General features: G+C 45.4%; 20 protein-coding genes. 14 read left to right on the top strand and 6 right to left on the bottom strand.

Annotated features, from left to right (window positions below; all coding sequences use genetic code 11):
• Positions 1-41: 41 nt before the first annotated feature.
• Genes R7040_RS02670 through R7040_RS02690 form a run of 5 tightly spaced genes read right to left on the bottom strand, consistent with a single transcriptional unit; the run spans position 42 to position 4,675 of the window.
• A complete protein-coding gene (locus R7040_RS02670; protein WP_318081210.1) occupies positions 42-1,820 on the bottom strand; it encodes a bifunctional molybdopterin-guanine dinucleotide biosynthesis adaptor protein MobB/molybdopterin molybdotransferase MoeA in 1,779 nt (592 codons plus the stop codon).
• A complete protein-coding gene (gene mobA, locus R7040_RS02675; protein ID WP_017820674.1) occupies positions 1,817-2,404 on the bottom strand; it encodes a molybdenum cofactor guanylyltransferase MobA in 588 nt (195 codons plus the stop codon). The genes R7040_RS02670 and mobA overlap by 4 nt, the downstream gene beginning before the upstream one ends.
• Positions 2,382-3,101 (bottom strand): energy-coupling factor ABC transporter ATP-binding protein, encoded by a 720-nt coding sequence (locus R7040_RS02680; protein ID WP_025766658.1) that lies wholly within the window; start codon positions 3,099-3,101, stop codon positions 2,382-2,384. Before R7040_RS02680 ends, mobA begins: the two co-directional genes overlap by 23 nt.
• 50 nt (positions 3,102-3,151) lie before the next feature.
• Positions 3,152-3,850 (bottom strand): ABC transporter permease, encoded by a 699-nt coding sequence (locus R7040_RS02685; RefSeq protein WP_005389524.1) that lies wholly within the window; start codon positions 3,848-3,850, stop codon positions 3,152-3,154.
• A 6-nt stretch (positions 3,851-3,856) separates the two neighbouring features.
• Positions 3,857-4,675, bottom strand: a complete 819-nt coding sequence (locus R7040_RS02690; protein WP_005389522.1) for a substrate-binding domain-containing protein — start codon at positions 4,673-4,675, stop codon at positions 3,857-3,859.
• Between the two features lie 334 nt (positions 4,676-5,009).
• Here R7040_RS02690 and R7040_RS02695 point away from each other — a divergent pair, with 334 nt between their 5' ends.
• The 3 genes from R7040_RS02695 to R7040_RS02705 all read left to right on the top strand — a co-directional run bounded on the left by R7040_RS02695 (position 5,010) and on the right by R7040_RS02705 (position 10,300).
• Positions 5,010-6,461, top strand: coding sequence for a sigma-54-dependent transcriptional regulator (locus tag R7040_RS02695; RefSeq protein ID WP_136977097.1), 1,452 nt, complete (start codon positions 5,010-5,012; stop codon positions 6,459-6,461).
• Positions 6,451-8,490: a cache domain-containing protein gene (locus tag R7040_RS02700; RefSeq protein ID WP_017634912.1), complete on the top strand. Its 2,040-nt coding sequence runs from the start codon at positions 6,451-6,453 to the stop codon at positions 8,488-8,490. Before R7040_RS02695 ends, R7040_RS02700 begins: the two co-directional genes overlap by 11 nt.
• A gap of 217 nt (positions 8,491-8,707) precedes the next feature.
• Complete coding sequence (locus tag R7040_RS02705) at positions 8,708-10,300, top strand: ABC-F family ATPase (RefSeq protein WP_025766654.1); 1,593 nt, start codon at positions 8,708-8,710, stop codon at positions 10,298-10,300.
• 240 nt (positions 10,301-10,540) lie between these two features.
• Here R7040_RS02705 and R7040_RS02710 read toward each other — a convergent pair whose 3' ends face one another.
• Positions 10,541-11,365, bottom strand: coding sequence for a formate dehydrogenase accessory sulfurtransferase FdhD (locus R7040_RS02710; protein WP_017820681.1), 825 nt, complete (start codon positions 11,363-11,365; stop codon positions 10,541-10,543).
• A gap of 323 nt (positions 11,366-11,688) precedes the next feature.
• Between R7040_RS02710 and R7040_RS02715 the strand changes: the two genes are divergently transcribed.
• The 11 genes from R7040_RS02715 (at position 11,689) to R7040_RS02765 (ending at position 26,321) form a co-directional block, all read left to right on the top strand.
• Entirely contained in the window at positions 11,689-12,153 is a 465-nt protein-coding gene (locus tag R7040_RS02715; protein ID WP_005377550.1) for a DUF3305 domain-containing protein, read from the top strand.
• Positions 12,143-12,772, top strand: coding sequence for a DUF3306 domain-containing protein (locus R7040_RS02720; RefSeq protein WP_213895587.1), 630 nt, complete (start codon positions 12,143-12,145; stop codon positions 12,770-12,772). Before R7040_RS02715 ends, R7040_RS02720 begins: the two co-directional genes overlap by 11 nt.
• Positions 12,773-13,080: 308 nt before the next feature.
• Positions 13,081-14,742 carry a 4Fe-4S dicluster domain-containing protein gene (locus tag R7040_RS02725; RefSeq protein ID WP_017634908.1) on the top strand — a complete coding sequence of 554 codons (1,662 nt, stop codon included), beginning with the start codon at positions 13,081-13,083 and terminating at the stop codon, positions 14,740-14,742.
• A gap of 9 nt (positions 14,743-14,751) precedes the next feature.
• Positions 14,752-15,378 carry a molecular chaperone gene (locus R7040_RS02730; protein ID WP_005377544.1) on the top strand — a complete coding sequence of 209 codons (627 nt, stop codon included), beginning with the start codon at positions 14,752-14,754 and terminating at the stop codon, positions 15,376-15,378.
• Positions 15,379-15,451: 73 nt separating this feature from the next.
• A complete protein-coding gene (locus R7040_RS02735; protein ID WP_005377542.1) occupies positions 15,452-15,652 on the top strand; it encodes a twin-arginine translocation signal domain-containing protein in 201 nt (66 codons plus the stop codon).
• 10 nt (positions 15,653-15,662) lie between these two features.
• Complete coding sequence (locus R7040_RS02740; protein WP_262600241.1) at positions 15,663-18,518, top strand: formate dehydrogenase subunit alpha; 2,856 nt, start codon at positions 15,663-15,665, stop codon at positions 18,516-18,518.
• Positions 18,519-18,529: 11 nt separating this feature from the next.
• On the top strand, positions 18,530-19,138 hold the full coding sequence (gene fdh3B / locus R7040_RS02745; protein ID WP_005377536.1) for a formate dehydrogenase FDH3 subunit beta: 609 nt from the start codon (positions 18,530-18,532) through the stop codon (positions 19,136-19,138).
• Between the two features lie 14 nt (positions 19,139-19,152).
• Positions 19,153-20,205 (top strand): formate dehydrogenase subunit gamma, encoded by a 1,053-nt coding sequence (locus R7040_RS02750; RefSeq protein ID WP_064353916.1) that lies wholly within the window; start codon positions 19,153-19,155, stop codon positions 20,203-20,205.
• Entirely contained in the window at positions 20,189-20,605 is a 417-nt protein-coding gene (locus R7040_RS02755) for a membrane protein (RefSeq protein ID WP_012841836.1), read from the top strand. The genes R7040_RS02750 and R7040_RS02755 overlap by 17 nt, the downstream gene beginning before the upstream one ends.
• 423 nt (positions 20,606-21,028) lie before the next feature.
• A complete protein-coding gene (locus tag R7040_RS02760) occupies positions 21,029-25,426 on the top strand; it encodes an RHS repeat-associated core domain-containing protein (RefSeq protein ID WP_064353917.1) in 4,398 nt (1,465 codons plus the stop codon).
• Entirely contained in the window at positions 25,419-26,321 is a 903-nt protein-coding gene (locus R7040_RS02765; RefSeq protein ID WP_053350543.1) for an immunity 49 family protein, read from the top strand. Before R7040_RS02760 ends, R7040_RS02765 begins: the two co-directional genes overlap by 8 nt.
• The last annotated feature ends 42 nt before the right edge of the window (positions 26,322-26,363 follow it).

Raw genomic sequence — 26,363 nt, forward strand, 5'->3', positions numbered from 1 at the left:
AAAAAGGCCAGACTCGCTGACCTTTGAATTTCTAGTTTGAGCTAGATTCTGCCTTGAAGTGGGATAATTGTCACGCTTTCTCCCGCTTTTACTGTATCAATAGCTGGGGAGATTTCGATCAAACAGTTTGCCTCACTCATTGAGCGCAAAATACCAGAACCTTGCTTGCCTGTTGTACGAACGGTTAAACGGCCAGTTTCATCCAGTTCATAGACGCCACGGCTAAACTCGGTACGACCTTGTCGAGAGCGAAGGTTTTCAGTCGCGATGGCATTCACTTTCAGAGGCTTCCACCCTTGTTCGCCTTGCATCTTACGCAGTGCAGGCTCAACAAAGTTGATGAATGAAACCATCACGGCAACAGGGTTGCCCGGCAGACCAAAGAACGGCTTGTTGTTGATTTGACCAAACGCTAATGGACGTCCCGGACGCATGTTGATTCGCCAAAAATCGATTTGACCAAGTTTATCCAAGGCAAGTTTGATGTAATCCGCATCACCAACAGATACGCCACCAGAAGTCATAACCACGTCTGCTTGAGCCGATGCGTTTTCCAACGCTTCAATCATTAACTGTTCGTTGTCTTCCAGAATACCGAAATCCAAGATCTCGCAGCCGAGCTTTTCAAGCATGCCCATGATGGTAAAACGGTTGGAATCGTAGATAGAATTCGCTTTTTGCTCTGTTCCCGGCGCTTGTACTTCGTCACCGGTGGAGAACACGGCAACTTTCAATTTGCGGAATACATTCGCTTCACCAAAGCCAAGCGAAGCGATCATGCCCATTTCTGGAGAGGCGAGGCGAGTGCCTGCGGTAAAGACATCACTGCCGATAGCGAGATCTTCACCTGCTTGACGAACGTTTTGGCCTGCTTTGATATTCGCACCGTTAAAAGTGACCCTGTCACCTTTTTGAGTGGCTTGCTCACGCATGACCACTGTATCGCCGTTACGTGGTGTTGGTGCGCCAGTCATGATCTTAACTGCTTGACCAACTTTCAGAGGCTGATCGTAAGCATGGCCCGCCATCACTTCAGCAATCACTTGGTAGCTATCACGCTCAACATCATCACTGCGGATGGCATAACCGTCCATCGCGGAGTTGGTGTATTGCGGCACATTTACTGGTGAAACGATATGTTCCGCAAGAACGCGCCCGTAAGCATTTTCAATCCTGCATGCTTCTATTTCCGAAACCGTGTTCACCAAAGAAAGGATTTTTTCTTGGCCTTGAACCACAGAAAGGAAAGCCGGAGAAAGTGTGTCGCAACATGCGGCGTCTTTCTCTTTGTTTTTTGGTGCTTTCGCTTCTTGAACATACTGAATAACGAACTGAGCAATCGCCTCAAGATCGTTGATGTTCATTTGTGGCAGTTCAGACTCCAACTCGCCGCCGTCTGACGCGATAGCGATGATGTTTTCATCGTGAGGGTAAAGCCAAGGTTCACCCACTTCTTCACGGTGCAATTCAATTTTAGGAAACGCGATGTTTTTACAGCCTTCAACCAAAACCACATCGAGCTTGTCTTCATCAAAACGAGTTAAGAGGTATTCAAACTCCGCTTCGGCTTCTGGCGTTTCTGTCATTAACGCAAAACGGTTGCGAGAAGCAATCAGCATTTGAGACGCGCCAGCTTTGCGTAAACGGTAGCTGTCTTTACCCGGCTTATCGACATCGAAGTTGTGGTGCGCATGTTTTAGCATGCCAATGCGTAAACCTGCTTCAGTCAGCTTTGGCAATAGGGCTTCAAGTAGCGTGGTTTTGCCTGTGCCTGAATAAGCTGCAAAACCAAGAATAGGAATGTTTAGCGTGTATTTCATGATTCTAATTGTCCAAATTGCGCCAGTTCTTCCGGAGTGTTCAAGTTGACGAAACAGTTTGGTGAGTCGCTAAAGTCAACGTAACTGGTGTTGCACTCTTTGTAGAGCAGAATGATTTTTCGGTCGCCACGTTCTAAAAATGCGGTGAGTTTTGGCATTACGCGCTTGTGGTAGAGCGTAAAAACAGGTTGCTGATGGTCACCATCATGCGCGACCAAAATATCACTGTCTTCTTGGGCGGCTTGGCAGAAACGCTCGACAAGGTCGGTGTTAATTTGTGGACTATCGCAAGGTACAAATCCGACCCAGTCAGTTTCAGCATGCATCAAACCCGCGTGAATACCGCCCATAGGCCCAGGGAAATCTTTGAATTGATCACTAAATACGAAACCAAATTTGCTGTACGCATCTTGGTTTCGGTTGGCATTAATTAAAATGCGTGGAGTTTGTGGAGATAAACGTTCAATAACGTGTTCGATGAGTGGCTTCTGATTTAACTCAATCAGACCTTTATCTTTTCCACCCATACGGCTGGCTTGGCCACCAGCCAAAATGACCCAACTAGTTTGTGTTGGTTGAAGCATATGCATTCTCTTGGGATGTTTCTTTTGGTATGACATACAACAGAGGAGACTCTATCAAAGTCTTGTCTTTAATCCACCACTGTTTTTTACATAAGTCGGTCAGTGCGTTTGCCTGATGGCTTGTCACCACGATACTGGAACCGCGATCCAAAAGATCTTTCGCCATCACCACCAATCGTTCAATGGATTCTTGGTCTAAAGACGCACTTGGCTCATCCATCAATAAAATCGACGGTTTTAAGATCCAAGCCCTTGCCATGGCAACGCGCTGTTTTTCACCGCCGGACAACACGGAAATATGTTCGTCCGCTAAGGTTTCTAAACCTACCATGCGCAGCGCGTGAATAACTTGAGCTCGCTTATCTTTTTGCGTGTCTTGTTGATATTTCACTCCATAGACTACGTTTTCATATACAGTGCCGTCAAAAAGGTAAGGGGATTGATGGAGATAAATCACATCGACACGACCATTGCGACGCGTCAGTCTTTTCAGCCACGTATCTTTTGGCGCAACAACATCGCCAGTAGAGGGTTTGAGCAAGCCAGCAAGGATTTTGAGTAGGGTAGTTTTGCCCACACCATTGTCACCCTTGAGATAAATGGCATCATTTGGGCCGATGGCTAACTCAGGGATGTGGAAAAGCACACGCTCTTTAAAGCGCATGGATAACTGTTCGGCGGTGATTTTTATAGTCATAATTCGCCTCGACATGGGGTTAATGGTGAGTCGTTTGTTTGCTTCATGTTCTATGTTCTGAGGTAGCCTTTGCCTCTCATACTTGATAAGAAGAAGTTTAGAGCCAACGCTAAAGATAGTAATACAATTCCTAATGCAACTCCTTGCGCAAAAGCACCTTTACTGCTTTCCATTGCGATAGCCGTGGGAATATTTCGCGTCACGCCCATAATGTTCCCACCAACCATCATTGAGCAGCCCACCTCGGTCACGATACGTGAAAATCCTGCAATGATAGCCGCAAGTAGAGGAAAGCGGGTTTCCCAAATCATCGTTGCTGCCAAGCGCGGAATGGAGACGCCCAGCGTGATGGCAGTTTCCACTGCACGACGGTCGCTAGATTGTAATGCACCATGCATCATCGATACCAAAACAGGGAAGCAGATCACCATTTGGCCGAAGATCATTGCCTTCTGAGTGAACAGCATTTGCCAGTCTCCCCAAGGGCCAGCACGCGACAGCAACATGTACAGCAACAGGCCAATCACCACGGTAGGGACCGCTTGCAGCGTATTTACGATCGACAACAAAAACCATTTACCGCGAAAGTCGGTATACGCCAGTACAAAGGACATCAAAATAGCCGGCAATACCACTAGGGATATTGCCGTAATAGAAACACTAAAGGAGACCGCAACGATCTCCCATAGGTCTGCATCAAAATTCACCAGTAAGCGAAGCGCTTCCAGTGTTGTATCAGCAAGATTCATATTGCGTTATTTGCTCTCAGCATTCGCAACAAACAGTTGTTTACCGTTTAGGCGGAAACCATTGATAAGTTCCTGTCCGCGAGGGTTTACCAACCAATCACTGAATGCCTTCGCACCTTGGTAGTTGATCGTTGGGTAACGCTCAGGGTTAACAAGAATAACTTGGTACGGGTTAAACAGTTTTTCATCGCCTTGGAACAGAATTTCTAGATCCAATTTGTTTTGGTAAGCCAGCCAAGTGCCGCGGTCCGTCATGGTGTAGCCTTGCATTTCAGACGCCATGTTTAGAGTTGGGCCCATACCTTGACCTACGCTACGGTAGCCACCAAAGTTCGGTTCGATTTTAGTTTGAGCCCAGAAGCCCATTTCTTTTTTGTGCGTACCAGAATCATCGCCGCGAGAGATGAACGTTGCGTTTTTGTTTGCGATCTCTTTGAATACATCTAACACGCCTTCGTCATTTTTGATTGTTGCTGGGTCAGCTTTCGGGCCTACAATCACAAAGTCGTTGTACATTAGCTTGCGAGGTAAAACGCCGTAGCCTTTCTCAACAAATGCGCCTTCAGCTTTTGGTGCATGTGTCATCACCAAATCTACGTCACCGTTTTCGCCCATTTTTAAGGCTTTACCAGTACCTGCAGCAATAACATCGACTTTGTAGCCCGTGTCTTTTTCAAATTGTGGAAGCAGGTAATCAAGTAAACCTGAATGGTAAGTACTGGTTGTGGTTGCAAGGCGAACGTGTTCTCCGTCTTGAGCAGAAAACGCAGAGTAACTTACAAGCGTGATTGACGTTGCAGCCAGAGTTAGCGCAATTTTTTTCATTTTTATGTGTTCCTTTCCAATGATTCTTTGGAATCTCTCCAGGTTTTAGGGAGAAGCCTTTTTGGACGAGAGCGATTAGCGTAATACGCAAGTTGTCTCAGGGTGTTGGAATAAGCAAACATCAACATCCTGAGATCACTTAAATGCGCTCCGTATCCACCTTATAGCAAACAAGATGCCAACCTTTTACAAGCTTAAAGTGCTTGGTTTATGCACTAAATCATGGGGTTATTTGCATAAAAGTTTGCGTTGGTACAAAATGTCGCACTTTTTGTAGGGTATCTCTGTTTAAACTTGGTACACTCTGTCCCATCGAAATCCATCTGGGGTAAATATGTCTACTCAATCCCATCTTAGTACAAACCAACAATATAGCGCCTTTTCCGTACTGGTCGTCGATGATGAATTAGGCATGCAAGCCATCTTGAAAAAGGCATTGGGTAAGCTTTTTTCACATGTCGATACAGCTGGTAGCATCGAAGAAGCAGAACAACTGCGTAATTCTCGACATTATGATCTGATCTTACTGGATATTAATCTGCCAGGGCGTTCTGGAATTGAGTGGGAAGAAGCGTTTGAAGATGATGACAAACGTGCCGATGTGATTTTTATGACGGGTTATGCGGATTTAGAAATTGCCATTCGAGCGCTACAGCTCGGTGCTTCCGACTTTATCCTCAAACCATTCAACCTTGAGCAGATGTTAAAAGCGGTCAGTCGCTGTATGGATCGCCGTTTGAACGAACGCATGCAGTACGCCATGACACGCGATTACCAGCGTCACAATACCTCAGAGATCATCGGCGGCTCAGAAAAAACGCGTCTGCTTAAGCAACTTATTAACCAATTTGCACCATCACGCGCTTCTGTTTTGGTTGAAGGTGAGTCGGGTACGGGTAAAGAGCTAGTTGCACGAGGTATTCACCAGGCGAGTGGGAGAACGGGCCCGTTTGTGCCAATCAACTGCGGTGCGATTGCACCAGAGCTTTTAGAAAGTGAGTTGTTTGGTCATACATCGGGCGCGTTTACCGGTGCAAAAAAATCGCGTGAAGGTTTGTTCCGTGTTGCGAACGGTGGCACCTTATTTCTTGACGAAATCGGGGAGATGCCACTTGCAATGCAGGCATCATTATTGCGTGTGTTAGAGCAGCGCACGATTCGCCCTGTCGGTTCAGAAAGAGAGATCAGTATTGATGTCCGTATTGTTGCCGCCACCAACCGTAATCTGCAAGAAGAGGTCAATCAAGGTAATTTCCGCAGTGACCTCTATTACCGTTTAAACGTTCTGAAAATTGAAGTGTGTCCGCTGCGAGAGCGCAAAACCGACTTATTTGAGTTGGTGCCATTTTTCAGCAACATGCTGACGCGCGAGCTCGGTATGCCTGCGCCCAAATGGGCTCACGAGGATATGGAAGCCATGAGTGAGTACGATTGGCCGGGAAACATTCGTGAGCTCAAAAACTTGATTGAGCGTTGTATCTTGCTTGGCAAACCACCTGCACACTATTGGCGAGAGCTGAATGGCGGGCATTCACTGCCTAATGTATCGATTACTGTTTCTCACTCTTCTGAGTTACCAACCTTTAGAGAAGGCAAAGAATTTACTGGCGAAGGCTATCCAAACAGCTGGACGTTAAAAGAAGTCGAGAAAGCACATATTAAACAAGTCGTTAACTTGCATGAAGGTAATAAGTCTGCTGCTGCTCGTGACTTGGGCGTAGCTCGCAAGACCTTAGAACGTAAGTACAAAGAATGGGATTCTGAGGGTGAGGAATATGCCGACTAACGGCCCACAGCACAAAGGATTGTCAAAATGGACGCACCGTTTTAAAACCATGGTGCGTTATCGCTTGTTATTCTTAACCTCTGCGCCGATTTTCCTCACATTGTTAGCTCTGATCGGCATTACCATTTATTGGTCTATTCATTACACGTGGCAAAATGCGCTGCTTGATGTCTCGGAACGTCTTGGTGTTGCAAATAACAGTGTAACGTTGTTACAGCAAAAGCAAGCCAATTACGTGCGGGCGTTTGCCGATTCGTACGATTTCCGTATTCGCATTAATCAAGGAACGCCACAAGGTGACCTGCAAAAGTGGGTCACAGAGCAGAAGAAAAGATATGCTTTAGATTTTCTCTCTTTCCAACGCGTTAATTCCATGGAAAACAAATTCCGCTTTATGGATCTCACCAAGCGCGAATCGTTTTTTGATGTACTCAATAAAGAAGAACTCGAACGCCTCGATCCTGAACTCGCCAAACGAGCAGAAGTGCCTATTCTTGCTGATGGTGACAGGGAAGTGCGTGGGTTAGTCAGTCGAACCGTGATTCCGGTATACAGCCAAGCGAACGATTTGATCGGCTTTCTTGATGGTGGTTTGCTCCTTAACAACAGCACAGTGCTGGTGGATCAAATCCGCGATCTCATATACTTAAGTGATAATGACCGCCTTCGCCCTGTGGGTACGTTGACGGTATTTCTCGATGATTTGCGTGTGAGCACCAACGTTCCTTTAGACAGCGATCATAGGCTAGGGCGCGCCATAGGCACTCGCGTGAGCGCAGAAGTGTATAACCAAGTACTTTCGAAGGGTGAACAGTGGGTTGATCGCGCTTATGTGTATGACGCTTGGTATATTACGGCGTATCAACCAATCAAAGACCAATACGACAATGTTATTGGTATGCTTTATACGGGTTACCTCATGTGGCCATTCGTTAAAGCCTACATGACGAACATTGCCGAAATCAGCTTGATTACGGTTATGTTATTGCTGGTTTCCGGCGTGATGGTATATCGCGGTTCTTATGATCTGTTTCGACCGATCGAACGCATTCATAAAGTGGTGAAGCAGGTCCAACAAGGTAAAGAAAAACGGATTGGCCCGTTAGGATTAGATGCCGATCATGAACTTGCGCAGTTAGCCAGACAGTTTGATGATATGTTAGACGCGCTAGAAGAGCGCAAAATTGAACTGAAAAACTCCGCAGCTCAACTTGAATGCAAAGTTCAAGAGCGTACGGCAAGCCTGAGAGAAAAAACCCAAGATCTTGAACTGCATATTCAATTGCTCAACCAAACCCGCGACAAACTCGTTGTTCATGAAAAACTTGCAGCACTGGGAGAACTCACCGCGGGGATTGCTCACGAAATTAATAACCCAACCGCCGTGATTCTTGGCAACGTAGAATTGATCCATTTTGAATTGGGTGACGATGCAAGTCGAGTACAAGAAGAGATTGATGCGATTCACGCGCAAATTGATCGTATCCGCAATATCACACGCAGTTTATTGCAATACAGTCGCCAAGGCGGTGTTCAAGATGAAATCACTTGGCAACATGTCAATCCTATCATTGATGAAAGCATCACCTTGGTTAAAACTGGCACCAAGAAACGCGACGTTGAGTTTGTGACTGACCTACAAGCGCATACGTCCGTTGAGATAAACCGTCACCACTTGCTACAAATCTTAGTTAATTTGCAAATGAACGCCATTCACGCAATGAGCGGTAAAGGAACTTTAACAGTAGTCAGTGAAGACTGGATTGAAGAGGGCGAAGTGAAAGGAGCTGCGATTCATGTTATCGATGAGGGCTGCGGTATTAAACCAGAAAACTTGAGTCGAATCTTCTCGCCATTTTACACAACGAAACGAGAAGGCACAGGGTTAGGGCTATCGGTCTCCCAAAGTATTCTCAGCCAAACGGGTGGTGAGTTAAAAGCAGAGTCTGAATGGGGAAAAGGCAGTAAATTCAGTATTTATTTACCTAAAAAAGCCGAACTGATCCTAGAGGTGACGAATATCGCTTAGTCACTTGTTGTAAGCATTACGGAAGAAAGAGCCAGTTATAATACTGGCTCTTTTTTGTATTCAATGACGCATTTGTGCTTGAGCTTTTTGCTTTGAAGAAGCACTGCGATGGTTTCACTAGCGATGAATTAATAAAAACAACACTTGCAGTATGTAGCATGAACAAGTACCGTTGCCCGGTTTTTCTAAATACACCCCAATTGCTAAGGTAAAGGTTTTGATCTCCACAGCGAATATTACTCAACAATTCGGCGCTAAGCCGCTATTCGAAAACATTTCAGTTAAGTTCGGCGAAGGCAATCGCTATGGCTTAATTGGAGCTAACGGTTGTGGTAAATCAACCTTTATGAAGATCCTCAGCGGCGAGCTTGAGCAAACCAGTGGTAACGTAAGCTACGATCCAAACGAGCGCGTTGCAAAACTGAACCAGGACCAGTTCGCTTACGAAGAATTTACTGTAATCGATACCGTTATCATGGGTCATAAAGAGCTATGGGAAGTGAAGAAAGAGCGTGACCGCATCTACTCACTTGCTGAAATGAGCGAAGAAGACGGCATGAAAGTGGCTGACTTAGAAGTTCAGTTTGCTGAAATGGACGGCTACATGGCAGAAGCCAAAGCGGGCGAGCTTCTTCTTGCTGTAGGTATCCCAATGGAGCAACACTTCGGTCTAATGAGTGAAGTAGCACCAGGTTGGAAACTCCGTGTGCTTCTAGCGCAGGTTCTATTCGCAGACCCAGATGTGATGCTTCTTGACGAACCTACCAACAACTTGGACATGGACACAATCCGTTGGTTGGAAGACACGCTAAACGCGCGTAACTGCACAATGATCATCATTTCGCACGACCGTCACTTCCTAAACTCAGTATGTACACACATGGCTGACTTGGACTACGGTGAACTACGTGTTTACCCAGGTAACTACGACGAGTACATGACGGCGGCTTCTCAAGCTCGCGAACGTCTACTAAACGACAACGCTAAGAAGAAAGCACAAATCGCTGAGCTACAAACTTTCGTTGCGCGTTTCTCTGCAAACGCATCGAAAGCAAAACAAGCGACATCTCGTGCGAAGCAAATCGACAAGATCAAATTGGACGAAGTGAAAGCGTCTAGTCGTCAAAACCCATTCATTCGTTTTGAACAGTCTAAAGAGCTGTTCCGTAACGCTCTGATTGTAGAAAACCTGAGCCAAGGTTTTGAAGAGGACTTGTTCTCAGACTTCAATGCAATTTTTGAAGTGGGAGAGCGCGTTGCGATCATCGGTGAAAATGGTGTGGGTAAAACAACACTTCTAAACACGCTTGCTGGTGTACTTGAACCGCGTGCTGGTGAGTTCAAATGGTCTGAAAATGCAAACATCGGTTACTACGCGCAAGACCACGCGCATGACTTTGCAGAAGATATGAATCTAACGGATTGGATGGGTCAATGGCGTCAAGAAGGTGATGATGAGCAAGTCGTTCGTGGTTTCCTTGGTCGTATGCTGTTTGGTCAAGATGACATTAAGAAGTCAGTAAAAGTACTGTCTGGTGGTGAGCAAGGTCGTATGCTGCTTGGTAAGCTAATGATGCACAAGCCAAACATGCTGCTAATGGACGAACCAACCAACCACATGGACATGGAATCAATTGAATCTTTGAACACCGCGCTTGAGCAATACAAAGGCACGTTGTTCTTCGTCTCTCACGACCGTGTATTCGTAGACTCGTTAGCAACGCGTATTATCGAAATCCGCGATGGTAAAATCACAGACTTTAAAGGCACTTACTCTGAGTTCCTAAAATCTCGTGGCGTTGACGCGTAATTACTCGCAAAGCGTTTAAAAAGCAAAAGCCTCGCTATTTAGCGAGGCTTTTTTGATATTTGGCCTTAATCCTTAAACTGACCGGTTATATACGCATAGAGCCCGACCACGCCAAAGGTAATAATCATAGAAAGCATGATACCGCTGGGCGTAAGCAGAAAATTCCACAATTGGTCATTATTCATAGTCCACATCCTCTGTGAATCCGCATTATTGGTTTTAGTTTACACTGAAAAGGTGTTATTGGTTGCCTTTTACATCAAATTCAACCTTGTCGGCTCCTGTAAACACTTGGAAGCGCAAACCTTTCGCACGCGCAATGGTCGTAATACCAAATTGCTTCGCTAGATCTAACCCCATTTGAGTAACGCCAGAGCGAGAAAGCAGAACAGGAATGCCCATTTGAGCCACTTTAATCACCATCTCTGATGTAAGGCGACCAGTTGTGTAGAAAATTTTATCTTCACCTGTTTCTTCTTTGAGCCACATCTCACCTGCAAGTGTATCCACTGCGTTGTGACGGCCGACATCTTCCACAAATGACAACACTTCATTACCTTTGCAAACCGCACAGCCGTGTACTGCGCCCGCTTTTTTGTAGGTGTCGTTGTAATGAGTTAACGCTTCCAGCGCAGAATAAATCTCTGACTGCTTAAGAGGAACTTGAGGCACTTGATAATTTTCAAGCTGCTTCATCACGTTGCCATACATAGTGCCTTGACCACAACCTGAGGTGACGGTTTTCTTTTTCAGGGCGCCTTCTAAGTGCTCAGTGTTTTCTTTAGTAATCACCGCTGCGGAATGCGTTTCCCAGTCAATAATAACGGATTCGATCGCGGCTGGATCGGACAGGAAGCTTTGGTTTTTTAAATAACCGAGTACTAGTGCTTCTGGACGCGAACCTAGCGTCATGAGCGTGACCACTTCTTTCCAGTTCAGCATGACCGTAAGAGGACGCTCGCAAGCGATTTGCTTCGTGAGCTTTTCGCCGTACTCGTCGTACACATCGACTTCAATGGTTTGCAGGGGATTTTCACTGGTTTTAATAATATTTGGTTTCAGCACAGTCGTGTCCTAGTGATTAAGAGCGTTAGGTTGCTACGCATTTTAGCTTTTTAAGTGGCTAGCAAATCTCATTCCAAAATAGCGGTTCCCACAGAAATTGCGAGGTTTTATGTCAACAATGCATTAAAACTGCGAGTTCGCAGTAATGACACATCAGTACATTTGAGTTTCGTCTAGTTTGGTACTTATAGCCTGAGGGAGTATATAGACTAAGTTATATCAGCTTGGCGCGTTTATTGCTTCGAAGACAATAAAAATGGTCGAAAACGGGGGCAAAATATCCTGTGTGTTTTCAGACCAAAAATAGAAAGACTGGGTGAGTTATGTCGGATAAGAAAGATTTCGAAAAAAATTACGAAAAGACTGAGGATACATGGCCAATCGGCGTAGAGCTTGTTGAGCATGAGATCAGTACAGGGATTTGGGTGACAACGCAATGGCAGTTGACAGGATTTGCGCTGAATCCGACGGAAGAGACTCCAGATGTTTGTCCGTTGCAATTACATAAAGATGAACGTACAGACTACCGCTTTAACTTAAGCTCTCAGCAACCTAAACTCTTTTTAGTGATGGATAACGTCGAGTCTGGTGAAAAACCAGCGATACAGTTACTGACGGCTTCACAATCTGTTGCGGCGCAATATATGGATGGTGATAACCTTGTACTATCTAACGATATGCCGTTAGCCGTTCAGGCTTGGATGGAAGCCTTTATTGGTCGTCACGGTGAGTTGTTAGAAGTAAGACGCAAGAAACGCAAAGGAGCAGGCAGAGCAAATGGCAACTAGTTTTTTAAGCCGTTGGTCGAAACGTAAACTAGAAGAATCTTCCCAACATGCTGAAGAGATCACGCCGATAGCAGAGATGGCGCAATCCGAAGATAGTGTCACAGCGCTTTCAAACGCTGACGAAAGCTCAAATGCTTTGAACGTCAATGAGGATAGTCAGGCTCCAGACATTACCGCGAGTGTAGGGACTGAAAAGACTGAAGAAATGTCTGTGGCGCAACTGCTGGTTTCTGAAGCTTCAGAAAGTGTCAAGAAAGCTGCGCTGCGCAAAATGTTCTTGTCCGAAGAATTTAACGTGCGTGACGGCCTAGACGATTACGATGATGATTACAGTAACTTAAAGTCACTTTCTCAAGACGTCGCTGAGACGCTGCGTGATTGGGTTAAAGACAAAGTGGAAGACGAACCAGATGCTGAAACTGCGCAAGGGTCTGAGATTAACGCTAACGATATCGCATCTGAGGTAGTTGAAGACGCAGAGTCAAACACCGACAAAAATGCCCAAATTACTCAAGATGAAAATGAACCGTATATAAATACAGTGCCTAGTGAAAGTGATACTTTTGCTGAAGAATCACAGCCTAACGAGGTGAGACAAAATATACCACACAAAGAATAGGTACATTTTGACTAAACACTCAATGAACCGGCTGAGACAAAATGTCTCAACCGGTTTTTTTATCCCTACTATTTGTCAGTAAAATTGATAACCTATTGATTTTTAGTTGATATTTTGTTGGCATGACACTTGCTATTTGTTGATCAATACCAATCTGGTTGAAGTTAGTACGGACGCACTGCGTAGTATTCATCGCCTGTAGAAGGCGGAATAAGAATGCCCATTGATAAGTTAATCAGCAGAATCTCCGGCGCTAACTACACTAAGAGATGGAAAAGACTATCCATGTTCATAAATGGAATTGAGCAATGCTGAAACAATTATTAGAACAAGCAACTTCCAATAACGGTAAAGCGAGGCTGTACGCTTTCGAAAATACCGTAGAGTTGACCAATCTTATTCCACCAACCGTAAGCTATGAAAGCGGCGGTAATACTTTGATTGTGGGCCCAACAGCAATCATCGAAAGTGCGGCAGCGCAATTGTCGCAAATGAACAGCCTAACGCTGCTTTCTACCGATGGCGAAAAGGGCACAAATCCCGAGCTTTATTACGCCAATTCGGTTCAGGTTTCAGGGTTCTTAGGTACGTTTGAAGTTCTGATTGAAAATCATGGTTCGACCAACAATCTTGCCAAGGTCGCGATCAATAGCGATTGTTTCGATATCGTACTCGATCTTTGCCTTAACAGCTGCATGTCGGAAGAAGTCCCAGTACCGGGCTACTACCCAGTAGGTCGTGGCTATCCGAAACTGGCTGAAGCGTTGGAAGAGATTCCAACCTTAATGGGGACGTTCGATAAACCGAAATTCTTCCGTTTAGATACCGATTTATGTGCACACAGCTCTCGTGGCGTAAAAGGTTGCGAACGGTGTGTGGATGCTTGTCCGGCAGGGGCACTATCGAGTGAAGGCAGCGACAAAACGGGCCATCGCATCGAGATCAACCCATACCTATGTCAAGGCGTGGGTACTTGTGCTACAGCGTGTCCGACAGAAGCGATTCATTACGCACTGCCAAACCCTGAAGATACGCAAAAGTTTATTGAACGTACGCTCGCCAACTATGAGCAAGCGGGTGGTTTAGATCCTATCGTATTGATTTGCAGTTCTCGCCACGAGAGCTACAACGTGATGGCACTAAAAGCACTGCCAGATAATGTGATTCCAATTGTGGTGGAAGAACTGCCTTCGGTTGGTATTGATACTTGGTTCGCCGCGCTTGTGAATGGTGCTACTCAGGTGCTGTTTGCGGCTTCACGTTTTATGCCTCAAACCATTATTCGTGTGCTTAATAGCGAAGTAGGTATTGCTCAAGAGCTGCTCGGTCAGCTTGGTATCGCCAAAGAAACCATCGACATTCTGTATCTAGAGTCACTACGTGAAGGTGCTCCGACACTTTGTACCGAGTCTTTTGATTTGGCATTAGGAGACTTGCAAGGCAACAAACGTCAGCGTCTATTTACGGCGTTGGATGCGTTGTCCGCATCACGTATTCCAGTTGAGAACATTGTTGAACTTCCAGCGAACGCACCTTACGGCACAGTCTCTTGTGAAAGTAAAGGTTGTACGTTGTGTATGAGCTGTGTGGCGGTGTGTCCAACACGTGCATTGCATACGGACGGTCGATCTCCGTCGCTTAAATTCGTCGAGCAAGACTGCATTCAATGTGGGCTGTGCGAGAAAGCGTGTCCAGAGAAAGTGCTGACGCTTACTCCTCGTATGAACTGGGTGAAAGAAGAACGCCAGAAAGCGGTTGTGATTCATGAAGAAAAGGCAGCCGAGTGCATTCGTTGTCACAAGCCTTTTGCTCCGCAATCGATGATCGACATGCTACAAAACAAGTTACGCGGTCACTCTCATTTCTCTGATGAAGCGGCGATCAATCGTATCGCGATGTGTGAAGACTGCCGTGTGATCGACATGTTTGAGTCGATGGCAGAAGACCCAATGAAACAACTGAAATACTAGGAGCTCGCAGTGGACACACAACAAGAACAAACACTGAGAACAGACATTTATCTCGTACTATCTGCACTTTTTCGTAGTGCGCCTAGTGATGAAATGCTGGCGTTCCTGAAGTCGCTAGAAATTGAACCGTCTGAGAGCGCGATGCAAAAAGCTTGGCTCGCACTGCAACAAGCCGCGAACGAAACGCAGCGAGAAGCGTTAGAAGAAGAATATCAAGATCTGTTTATTGGCATTGGACGTGGTGAAGTTGTGCCATTCGGATCTTGGCATCGCACTGGCTCGATGATGGAAAAACCGTTAGCGGAAATTCGTCGCGATTTGGATCTTTTAGGCATCGAACGAGAAGAGAACGTGAAAGAGCCTGAAGACCATATTTCTGCACTGTGCGAAGTGATGGCAATGCTGACAGGTGAAGAGGAAGAACTTCAACAAGCGGTGTTTAACAAACACATCGCCCCTTGGTTCCAATCTTTTACGCGCCAACTAGAGAGCGCAGAAAGCGTGAACTTCTACAAGCCAGCTGCACAGCTTTGCGATGCGTTTTTAACGTTAGAGCAAGTGCGCTTTAGCGTGAACACCAAAAGCAGTAAGAACAAATTAAAAATTGATGTGAAAAACGTCACTGATTACGAGTAATCGAGCAGTACTTGGTCATATCGATAGAGAGGCATGAGTCTCCAAAGATCTACCGTAAGGTAAGGAAGCAATGATGAAAGATAATAAAGAAATAAACACAAGCCGTAGGGATCTCCTAAAAGGCTTCACAACCGCTGCCGTTGCCGGTGCTGTTGTTGCGGGAACCACGAAAGTGGCCGTTGCTTCAGAAACGGTTGAGCCTTCTGAAAATGACGTGAAGAAGAAAGGGTATCGTGAAACTCAACACATTCGCGATTACTACGACACACTTTAGGAGATAACGGATGAAACTTGTCAAACGCTCCGACAGTGTGAGCAAAGAAACGAATCAGCTTGGCGTATCTCGTCGTGCATTCATGAAAAACACTTCGCTTGCCGCTGGTGGCGCAGTGGTTGGTGCTAGTCTATTCGCACCGGGAATGATGAAAAAAGCGCAAGCAAAATCAGTCGATCCAGAAGCGAAAACAGAAATAAAACGTACTATCTGTTCTCACTGCTCAGTGGGTTGTGGTATTTACGCAGAAGTTCAAAATGGTGTTTGGACGGGTCAAGAGCCTGCATTCGACCACCCATTTAACGCCGGTGGTCACTGTGCAAAAGGCGCAGCACTGCGTGAACATGGTCACGGTGAGCGTCGTCTAAAATACCCAATGAAGCTTGAAAACGGGAAGTGGAAAAAGCTTTCTTGGAATCAAGCGATCGAAGAAATCGGTAACAAGGTGATGGACATCCGTAAAGAGTCCGGCCCTGATTCGGTTTACTTCTTGGGAAGCGCAAAGCACAGCAACGAACAAGCGTACTTGTTCCGCAAAATGGCATCACTTTGGGGTACGAACAACGTTGACCACCAAGCGCGTATTTGTCACTCAACAACCGTGGCGGGTGTAGCGAACACTTGGGGGTACGGTGCGATGACCAACTCTTTCAATGACATGCACAACTGTAAGTCGATGCTATTCATTGGTTCAAATCCAGCTGAAGCACACCCAGTAGCGATGCAGCACATTCTGATCGCGAAAGAGAAGAACAACTGTAAGATCGTCGTAGCGGATCCTCGTCGTACACGTACGGCAGCAAAATCGGATCACTATGTATCACTTCGTCCTGGTTCTGACGTAGCATTCATTTGGGGTGTGTTGTGGCACATCTTCGAAAACCAATGGGAAGATAAAGAGTTCATCCGTCAACGTGTATTCGGTATGGATGAGATCCGTGCTGAAGTGGCGAAATGGACGCCAGCAGAAGTTGAGCGCGTAACAGGCGTAAGCGAAGAAGACGTTTACCAAACAGCAAAACTGCTTTCTGAAAATCGCCCAGGCTGCATTGTTTGGTGTATGGGTGGTACTCAGCATACTACTGGTAACAACAACACACGTGCTTACTGTGTGCTTGAGCTAGCGCTTGGTAACATTGGTAAATCAGGCGGCGGTGCAAACATCTTCCGTGGTCACGATAACGTACAAGGCGCAACCGACCTTGGCGTACTTTCTGACACGCTACCTGGCTACTACGGCCTTTCTGAAGGCGCTTGGCGTCATTGGTCAAAAGTGTGGGAAATCGATTACGAATGGATCAAAGGTCGTTTCGATGACAACGCTTACAGCGGTCAGAAACCAATGCACAGTGCAGGTATTCCTGTATCTCGTTGGGTTGATGGTGTACTGGAAAACAAAGACAACATTCGTCAACGCGAAAACATCCGTGCAATGTTCTACTGGGGACACGCAGTGAACTCTCAAACACGTGGTGTTGAGATGAAAAAAGCGATGCAGAAGTTGGACATGATGGTGATTGTGGACCCATACCCAACGGTTGCTGCGGTAATGAACGACCGTACCGACGGCGTTTACCTGCTTCCTGCAACAACACAGTTTGAAACACACGGCAGCGTTACCGCATCTAACCGTTCTCTACAATGGCGTGATCAGGTGATTGAACCTTTGTTTGAATCAAAACCAGACCACGAAATCATGTACCTGCTTTCGAAGAAACTGGGCTATTCCGATCTTCTGTTCAAAAACATCCGTGTTGAAAACAACCAGCCGGTGATTGAAGACCTAACGCGTGAATTCAACAAAGGCATGTGGACGATTGGTTACACAGGCCAAAGCCCAGAGCGTTTGAAAGCGCACCAACAAAACTGGCATACGTTCCACAAAACCACATTGGAAGCGGAAGGTGGCCCTGTCAACGGTGAAACCTACGGTCTACCTTGGCCATGTTGGGGCACACCAGAAATGAAACACCCAGGTACACACATTCTGTACGATACGTCTAAGACGGTTGCAGAAGGTGGCGGTAACTTCCGTACGCGCTTTGGTGTGGAATTTGAAGGCAAGAGCCTTCTTGCAGAAGACAGTTATTCGAAAGGCTGTGAAATCAAAGACGGTTACCCAGAGTTCACTGACAAGTTGTTGAAACAACTTGGTTGGTGGGACGACTTAACTGCTGAAGAGAAAGTGGCAGCAGAGGGTAAAAACTGGAAGACTGACCTTTCTGGCGGTATTCAGCGTGTCGCGATCAAGCACGGTTGTATTCCATTTGGTAACGCGAAAGCGCGTGCGATTGTTTGGACGTTCCCAGACCGTGTGCCACTGCATCGTGAACCACTTTACACACCACGTCGTGACCTTGTAACGGATTACCCAACTTGGGAAGACAAAGATGCAATCTTCCGTGTTCCTACGTTGTATAAATCCATTCAAGAGCAAGACAAATCGGGCGAGTACCCAATCGTTCTGACTTCTGGCCGTCTGGTTGAATACGAAGGTGGTGGTGAAGAGACGCGTTCAAACCCTTGGCTTGCCGAGCTTCAACAAGAAATGTTTGTTGAAGTGAACCCGAAAGACGCGAACGATCTTGGCTTTAGAGATGGTGATGATGTTTGGGTTGAAGGTGCAGAGAAAGGACGAATCAAGGTGAAAGCGATGGTAACACGTCGTGTGAAACCTGGTTTGGCGTTCATTCCGTTCCACTTTGGCGGTAAGTTCGAAGGTGAAGACCTACGCCCTAAATACCCAGAAGGTACACAACCTTACGTTGTTGGCGAATCGGCTAACACGGCAACCACTTACGGTTACGACCCGGTTACCTTGATGCAGGAAACCAAAGTAACCCTATGTAACATTCGTAAAGCGTAAGGAGTCTGACAATGGCACGAATGAAATTTCTATGTGACACCAAACGCTGTATCGAGTGTAACGGCTGTGTTACTGCATGTAAGAACGAAAACGACGATGCGCTTGAATGGGGCATTCAACGTCGCCGCGTGGTAACACTAAACGACGGTGAAGCTGGTGAAAACTCTATCTCTGTTGCTTGTATGCACTGTACCGATGCACCTTGTATGGCAGTTTGTCCAGCAGACTGTTTCGAACATACCGAAGACGGCATCGTTCTTCACAATAAAGATCTGTGTATCGGTTGTGGTTACTGTTTGTTTGCTTGTCCGTTTGGCGCACCTCAATTTCCTAAACAAGAAGCGTTTGGTGAACGTGGCAAAATGGATAAATGTACTTTCTGCGCGGGCGGCCCAGAAACAGAGCCTGGCTCTGAGGAAGAACGTCAAAAATACGGTGCGAACCGTATCGCAGAAGGCAAGTTACCGATGTGTGCATCGCTTTGTTCAACTAAAGCGCTGCTTGCGGGTGACGCAGAGAAAGTATCTGACATTTTCCGTCAACGTGTGGTAGAACGCGGCGCGAAAAACGCAGGTTGGACAGACGGAAACGATCTTTCTTACGATGCGACGAAAAGCTAAGTAAGGAGAGGCACATGTTAAACACGCTTAAACGTGCATCTTTAGCAATGCTGTCAATGATGACAGCATTGCTGCTGACTTTCGCAATGCCTGCTTCAGCAGAGGAACAATCTTCTAAAGTTATTCAACAGGAGATCACGCAACTCGCCGGGGCAGACTATTGGCGCGAAGTCAGAGAGGGGCAAGAAGGCTACACCACGTCTCAATCGCCAGAACATGGCGTATTGATCAGTAAACCTGGTGAGACTTGGTACATTCTAAAAGAGAAATGGATGTCTCCAGCGGGTGCTGTCGCGATTTTCGGCAGTATTGCAATGGTAATCATGGCTTACGTATTCGTTGGTCCTTTGATGCTTAGCAAGCCGCGTACTGGTAAAAAAATGAAGCGTTGGTCTCGTTTAGACCGCGCGCTTCACTGGAGTATGGCGTTTACATTCTTAACGCTGGCATTCAGTGGTTTGATGCTGGTTTACGGTAAGCACTTCTTAAAACCGTACGTTCCTACTGAGTTCTGGGGCTTTATCGTCATGTTGGCGAAGCAGTACCACAATTACATGGGACCATTGTTCTTCATTTTACTGATGCTCGTGCTCTTTAAATGGTGGCGCAAGTCGATTCCAAACATGACAGATGTTCGTTGGTTTATGAAAATGGGCGGCATGGTTGGTAAATACAAAGGCACACATCCGTCAGCTGGTTTCTCAAACGGTGGTGAGAAGGCAATCTATTGGTTGTTAATCTTCTTTGGTGCTATCGCGGCAGTGAGTGGCTTAGTTCTGGACTTTCCTATCTTTGGCCAAACTCGCCGTGACATGGAGCTTTCTAACTTAGTTCATGCGATTTCGGCGCTGATTCTAATCTGTGGCTTTATCTTCCACATCTATATTGGTCTATTCGGTATGGAAGGTGCGCTAGAAGGCATGGTGACTGGTGAAGTTGACGAGACATGGGCGAAAGAGCATCACGATCTTTGGTATGAGGAAGTGAAGTCCAAAGAAGCGATGGGTGAAACAGATACGGCACAAACGGAAGTAAAAGGAGCGAAAGCGAATGAACAAACCTCATAACGGGATTTGGGTTGCGTACATCCTGAGCTGTCTGACCCCGTTTACGTTTCTGATCTCAGGCGTTATCGCAATTATCTATGCGGGTTACCGATTAGATAAGGGAGAAGACAGCGACGTAGTGATTTCTCATTACTACGGTTTAATTCGCACCTTCTTTCTCTACCTGACGTTTTTTGTTGTGTTGATCGTCACCGTCGCGACTTCTAACGGTGTACTCGTTGGCGTGAGTGATTATTGGTTGCATAGTACTTTGCTTGAAACCATCGCTTACTTTATTCCTTGGGTAGGGATGGTGTTTGCTGCATTAGCCATCTTGGTGTGGTTTATGCGAATGTTTCAAGGGATGCAGCAACTGCGGAATAACCAACCACACAGACCATCGACAGGTCCAAACCTTTAATCAGTATTCTTTAAGCAAAACCGCCGTAATAGGCGGTTTTTTTGTTGCTGTTTTGTCTCAAATATGAAGCGTTGAGTCGCAGTGGTGATACTTGATGCAACTTATTGAGTGAATTTACGTAACTGGGCAGAAAATCATAGTTAAGTAAGAAACATGTAAAAAAATCGCGTCACGATGAGACATTAGTCTCACTCACGCTATTGTTCATTTACTCAGGATTCATCGTCCCGTTAAAGTACGCTGCGCTCAGAAATTCAAAGAGTTGCATACGTGAAAATTGCCATCAATACATTCAGTCTACGCATACAGAGGAATCTCTATCGGAGGATGTTTGATTAAGGCATCTTGCTCTCACAAATAAAAAGAGCGAAACGAGCATTAAATGATGCGGCAAGGTAAGAAAAGGACAAACACGTTACGGCTATGATCCCTCAATTCGTCATTCCTATCACGAATCGCTTTGGCGAAAGTTATCACTTCTCTGGTCAGTTACTTACTAGCGGCGAACCTAAAACATTCGTGACCAAACAAGAGGCAATAGAGTTTCTTGAGAGCTTTGGTGAGCTTGACCTTCGCTATGTCGAGGATTTGTTCTATGCGATTGGTCAATTCAAGCCAAACATACCTGACGGTGAGCTTACTTCCCAACACTATAATTCAACGTTTGCCAATGCTTTGGTGAACGGTGACTTGCATGTCGCTCGAATTGTACCTACCGGCGAAAACTACGCACTCTCGTCGGCGGTTACGCCTCCACCGACTCAAAATACCGTCAATGCAAAACCATCGAAGGGAAAGGGGAAGTCGAATAAAAAGAGTGGCAGAAGTGCCGCATCCGCCAAGCCTCAGCAACAAAGCAGCGAAAAACATGAGAAAGCCGGTGATCCTGTATCACTTGTGACGGGTGAAGAAATTCTCGAACTCTATGATATCGAGCTACAACAAGGTACTACTTGGCAGCGTACTTACCGCTCTTCGCAGTCGGATGTAAATCATGGAATGGGCTTTGGTTGGCGACATGCATTTCAGTTTGAATTACGCGAAAAGACGAACGAGAAAGACAATGTTATCGCTTGGGAGTTTGTTGACGATAAGGCCGATATCACAGAATTTGAGCCAGTAGATATTGGAGCAACAAGTTATCAAATATACGCTGGTGCGAGCTGTTATTTCCTGAGCTCAACAACTCGGATTGTAACGCTCGCTAATGGGCATCAATATCGGTTTGAGCAAAAAGATGATCGCTGGCTTGTTAAACAAGTTAGAAATGGCACGTTTTCAACGTTTCAATTGCAGTATTCTCGAAACCATCGATTGATCGAGATCGCATATAACAAGCGTCCGGTTCTTGAATGTCAATATGATAAGCAAGGCCGCCTTGTAGAACTGCTTAATGCAAAGTCCCAAAAAGTTCTGACAACTTATACCTATGATGAGCACGATGATTTGGTCAGTGCAACTAATCATTTAGGCTTAAAGGAACAGTATCAATACCGCGGCCATTTAATTGTTAAGCGTGTACGACCAACTGGCTTTACTCATTATTTTGAATGGGATGGCGAAGGTGCTAACGCGAAATGCATCAGGAACGTTGGGGACGCAGGAATTTATGACTATCGCTTCCATTATCAGGGAAATCACTCTTCTTATTCTGACTCGTTAGATCATCAATGGTCTTTCTTGCATGACGAGCAGGGTAACTTACTCGAGAAAATAAGCCCCACAGGTAAAACTTGGCGATGGCAATATGATGAATTAGGAAGAAAAGCACAAGCTATCTATCCTGATCAGTCAACGGTCAATTATCAATATAATCAGCATGGTCAATTGGTTTCTAAGTTTCATTCCTCTGGCAAAGAAATTCAATATGGCTATGACGGCTTAGGTAAGTTAGTTAAAACGGTTTCGCCAGATGGGGATATCGAGAAGGCTTACTACAATAGCCTCGGTCAAAGAGTTTGGGATACCGACCAGTTTGGCTGTGTCACGGAATATGATTACGATAAACACGGGCAAGTCGTCAAAAAAGAGTCTGAAGATGGTAAGAAAAGTCAATGGTGGTGGGATGAACAACAAAGACTTATCGCGAATGAAATAGACGGTACATTACTTCGTTACAGCTACAATGAAGAAGATTTAGTGAATGGCGTTGCTTATCCCGATGGGTGTATTGCTCAACTCGCTTATGATCAATTTGGCAGGCGTACATCAGTTCGTTATTTTAACGACGAAGACAAAGTCGGTTATAGCGAAGAATATTCTTACGATGAGCACAGTCGTGTTGCTCAGATTCGGACGCCAGCAGGCATTACCTCGTATCAATGGGGAGCACTCGCGCAACAAGAAGCAGTCATCTTTCCCGATGGCAGCCATATTTCTTACGAATACGATCAACAACGTAACCTGACTAAATTAGTTCGGAGTGACGGCTTAGAGTTCGAATTCCTGTATGACGATGAAGGCCAGCTATCAGGAACTATTGGGTTTGATAATCTACAAAGCCAATTTGATTATGATCATATGGGGCGGCTCCATCGTAAGCAAGTCGCCGATAGAACGGTGCTGTATCGCTATGACGCTGCGGGTTATCTCATGCACGTCAAAGCAGGAAATGGTAGCAGTATTGTAGAGAACCACTTCAATTATACGCTTGGTGGGCGACTTACTTTAGCATCCAATCGCCATCAAACATTGCAATACCAATACTCTTCATTTGGGCATTTAACAAAGCGCATTCAAGGCCAGTTTGAGATAGCGCAGGAGTTTAACAGAGTTGGCCAACGCGTATCTCAGGTACTGCCAGATAATACGGAACTGAACTTCTCTTACGATCGATATGGGCGTTTTTCAGCGATTCGGTTTGGAAACCTAGATTTACCTCAAATCAAATTTCATTACGATGAAATGGGACGAGTTTCCCAAATTGAAACGGCATATTTTAATGAGCGCATCATTTATGATGGTGTTGGTCGTTTGGTTGAACAGCATTGGCCAGATAGAGAGAAAAAGTACGTTTACAACGCACAAAACCGTATTTCATCAATCATTGATAATACGGCAGGAGCAACGCACTATCAGTACGATACCTTAGGGCAACTTAAACGAGTCAATGCTTCCGGAGATGTGACTAAATTTGAATACGATAGTTTTGGCAATCCTACTTTGCCAACTTCAGAGGTATTCGCTGATCGTATTGAAGTACACGATGATGTACGGTTCAAATATGACGCGCAAGGAAACCAGACAAAACGTGAGGGGCAAGGACACGTTCAGACTCGCGTATTTGATGCGTTAAATCAGCTCATTGAAGTTCACACCGACGATGGTATCAGTCAATATGAATATGATGCATTAGGGCGCAGAACGAAAAAAATTACACAAAAAGGCGTTAAGGAGTTCCTGTGGGAAGGTGAACGTTTAATTGGTGAACGCTCTTCAGGTGCTTTCCGTTGGTACCTATATCAACCCGAAACTTACACGCCAGTGGCACTGCTAGAAAATGACGTTATTTATTGGTACCAGTGCGATCAAGTTGGTAAACCAGAGCGACTAATCGATTGCGAAGGGAATGTTGTATGGAGTGCCAGCTACGATGCTAACGGCTTTGCTCATGTACATATTGAAAATGTAGCAAATCCACTGCGTTTTCAAGGACAGTACTTCGATCAAGAAACCAACTTACATTACAACCTCGCTCGGTATTACGATCCTAAGCTAGGACGCTTTATCCAACAAGATCCGATATCTATTGCTGGTGGCATTAACCATTACCAATATGCAGTCAACCCAATTCAATGGATTGACCCAACAGGTTTCCTATGTGAAGAAGGGCTAAAACGCTTGGGTCAAATGTTGGCAGAGTATCAGGCGCAAAGCGATGTCCCCCAAGAGGTTTGCGATCAGATTTTAGAAGCAGCAAAAGAGTCATCCGTCGGAGAAGATGGCGTTCGCTCGCAAGTCAAAATCCGAAAACCCAAAGGTAAAAATCATATTCGATATGAATACGATTTAGACCATATTGATTGCGAGAAGAACGAGATTACTTTTTATCGCCACATTAATCATTCTGACGGAAGCAAACATGAAGTGCAGTACGTAGTCGGGATAGAAGAGTTTGTTAATGCTCACGTGTTTGATTCAGAGAAGGTCGGTGGCGATAAGACCTGCACCATCTTCACCGAGGACCTAGTGCTGAATAAAGCGGATTACAAGGATAACTCAGAATTCGAATTCAATAATAAGGATGAGGATGAGAAATACAAACTTTCTGAAGAATGCAAACAAAAGGTTGATGAGTGTTTAGCAGAACGTCAAAAGGCAATGGATGCGCGTAGCGGCGAAGAAGGGCATAACGCCCAAATTGCTAAAATTAACCAGCAGTCAGCAAAAATTGGTGAGTTGGTCGCGGATGACTTTGTTCGGAATATACGCCCTAATGCTAAGTTGATCCATCCCAAAGACCTTGCAACTTCGGGATCGAAACCAGGTGATTTCGATATGGTGTACCTCTCAGATGATCCTGAAGAAATCATCATCGTCGAGGCTAAGGGTGGCAGCAGCCCGCTCGGCAGTCGTAAAATTGGAAATATGGCATATCAGCAAGGGACAACTGAATATACAGCAGCAATTATTGGTGAGATGTCTAAGCAAGAACAAGGTACAACGGAAAAGATTGCTGCAAATCACATCAAATCCGCTATCAAAGATGATATTCCGATTCGTTATATTCATACACAAGCAGAAATATCTTCAGATGGTAAAGTCTCGAAAATTAAAGCGAAAGAATTTGATATAGACATGGGAGAATTTGGAAATGTTTGATGCCAAGGAATTAAAAAAGATTGAGCGATTGGCTCATATTAGTCTAACTCAAGCGGCAATAGATGCTTACAGAGAAGAAGTAAAAGAGAACTTAGATAAACGAAAAAGGCGCATTGCGATAAAAAGAGAAAACTTGGTTTATTTGAGTGATGATGTGTCTGAGCAAATTCGCCTGTATACATGGCTACCTCCATTAAATGATGATGAGAGAACCGGCACACTATGTCTATATGAAGCATCATTAATGCGTGCATTTTATCATCAGCTCGCCATGAGACCTGACGAGCCTCAAAGTATTCAATTACCTGGATACCCGGAAGTAACCTGGAAAGGTGAAGGTATTTTAAAAACGGGGTGTTTACACCCTAACCGATGGCTTGATGCTTATTTCACTTCGGTGATCGTGCGTGACAGGCCAAGTATGGACGTATTGGCGAGCTTTCCGATTTCTCTGATGAAACAAAGTTCTACGAAGGCTGGTGAGCTTTCTTACATGCTGGTGGATGTGATTCAGTCATTCCACAACCGCACATCGGATTACCCCGATAAGCTAGTCGCAGCAATGGACGCTGCAGTTGCTCAGGGTGATGACTGGGCATTAGAAATCGCCATGGGCATTTTAGAAACCTTTGCCGCCCTGACAACCGATATTGATTATGACTTTGAAGAGGTACTCATTAAGAACCTGCAGTTCCAGGAGCAATATCAAATGCGCTTGGATGCTCCTAAAAAATTGATTTCAATCGAAACCTTCATCTCTTTCCCTCTGCTTGGCATGGCTTGTATGTGGTACGACAAAGGTAACTGTTTATCTGTTGAAACCGGTTGGCTTCCTCCTTATCTCGTTGAAGGGCGTTGGCTAGAAGATGTAAAAGTAGGGAAGATCACACGATAAATTATCATTTATATAGAAATTCAGTATATAAGCCACCTTTCA

The organism is Vibrio sp. 1069, assembly GCF_033340555.1.

Bases quoted from the DNA above. Each gene is read 5' to 3' on its own strand.
- R7040_RS02670 (WP_318081210.1), bottom strand. From the start codon at position 1,820: ATGAAATACACGCTAAACATTCCTATTCTTGGTTTTGCAGCTTATTCA.
- mobA (WP_017820674.1), bottom strand. From the start codon at position 2,404: ATGCTTCAACCAACACAAACTAGTTGGGTCATTTTGGCTGGTGGCCAA.
- R7040_RS02680 (WP_025766658.1), bottom strand. From the start codon at position 3,101: ATGACTATAAAAATCACCGCCGAACAGTTATCCATGCGCTTTAAAGAG.
- R7040_RS02685 (WP_005389524.1), bottom strand. From the start codon at position 3,850: ATGAATCTTGCTGATACAACACTGGAAGCGCTTCGCTTACTGGTGAAT.
- R7040_RS02690 (WP_005389522.1), bottom strand. From the start codon at position 4,675: ATGAAAAAAATTGCGCTAACTCTGGCTGCAACGTCAATCACGCTTGTA.
- R7040_RS02695 (WP_136977097.1), top strand. From the start codon at position 5,010: ATGTCTACTCAATCCCATCTTAGTACAAACCAACAATATAGCGCCTTT.
- R7040_RS02700 (WP_017634912.1), top strand. From the start codon at position 6,451: ATGCCGACTAACGGCCCACAGCACAAAGGATTGTCAAAATGGACGCAC.
- R7040_RS02715 (WP_005377550.1), top strand. From the start codon at position 11,689: ATGTCGGATAAGAAAGATTTCGAAAAAAATTACGAAAAGACTGAGGAT.
- R7040_RS02720 (WP_213895587.1), top strand. From the start codon at position 12,143: ATGGCAACTAGTTTTTTAAGCCGTTGGTCGAAACGTAAACTAGAAGAA.
- R7040_RS02725 (WP_017634908.1), top strand. From the start codon at position 13,081: ATGCTGAAACAATTATTAGAACAAGCAACTTCCAATAACGGTAAAGCG.
- R7040_RS02735 (WP_005377542.1), top strand. From the start codon at position 15,452: ATGAAAGATAATAAAGAAATAAACACAAGCCGTAGGGATCTCCTAAAA.
- R7040_RS02740 (WP_262600241.1), top strand. From the start codon at position 15,663: ATGAAACTTGTCAAACGCTCCGACAGTGTGAGCAAAGAAACGAATCAG.
- fdh3B (WP_005377536.1), top strand. From the start codon at position 18,530: ATGGCACGAATGAAATTTCTATGTGACACCAAACGCTGTATCGAGTGT.
- R7040_RS02750 (WP_064353916.1), top strand. From the start codon at position 19,153: ATGTTAAACACGCTTAAACGTGCATCTTTAGCAATGCTGTCAATGATG.
- R7040_RS02755 (WP_012841836.1), top strand. From the start codon at position 20,189: ATGAACAAACCTCATAACGGGATTTGGGTTGCGTACATCCTGAGCTGT.
- R7040_RS02760 (WP_064353917.1), top strand. From the start codon at position 21,029: ATGATCCCTCAATTCGTCATTCCTATCACGAATCGCTTTGGCGAAAGT.
- R7040_RS02765 (WP_053350543.1), top strand. From the start codon at position 25,419: ATGTTTGATGCCAAGGAATTAAAAAAGATTGAGCGATTGGCTCATATT.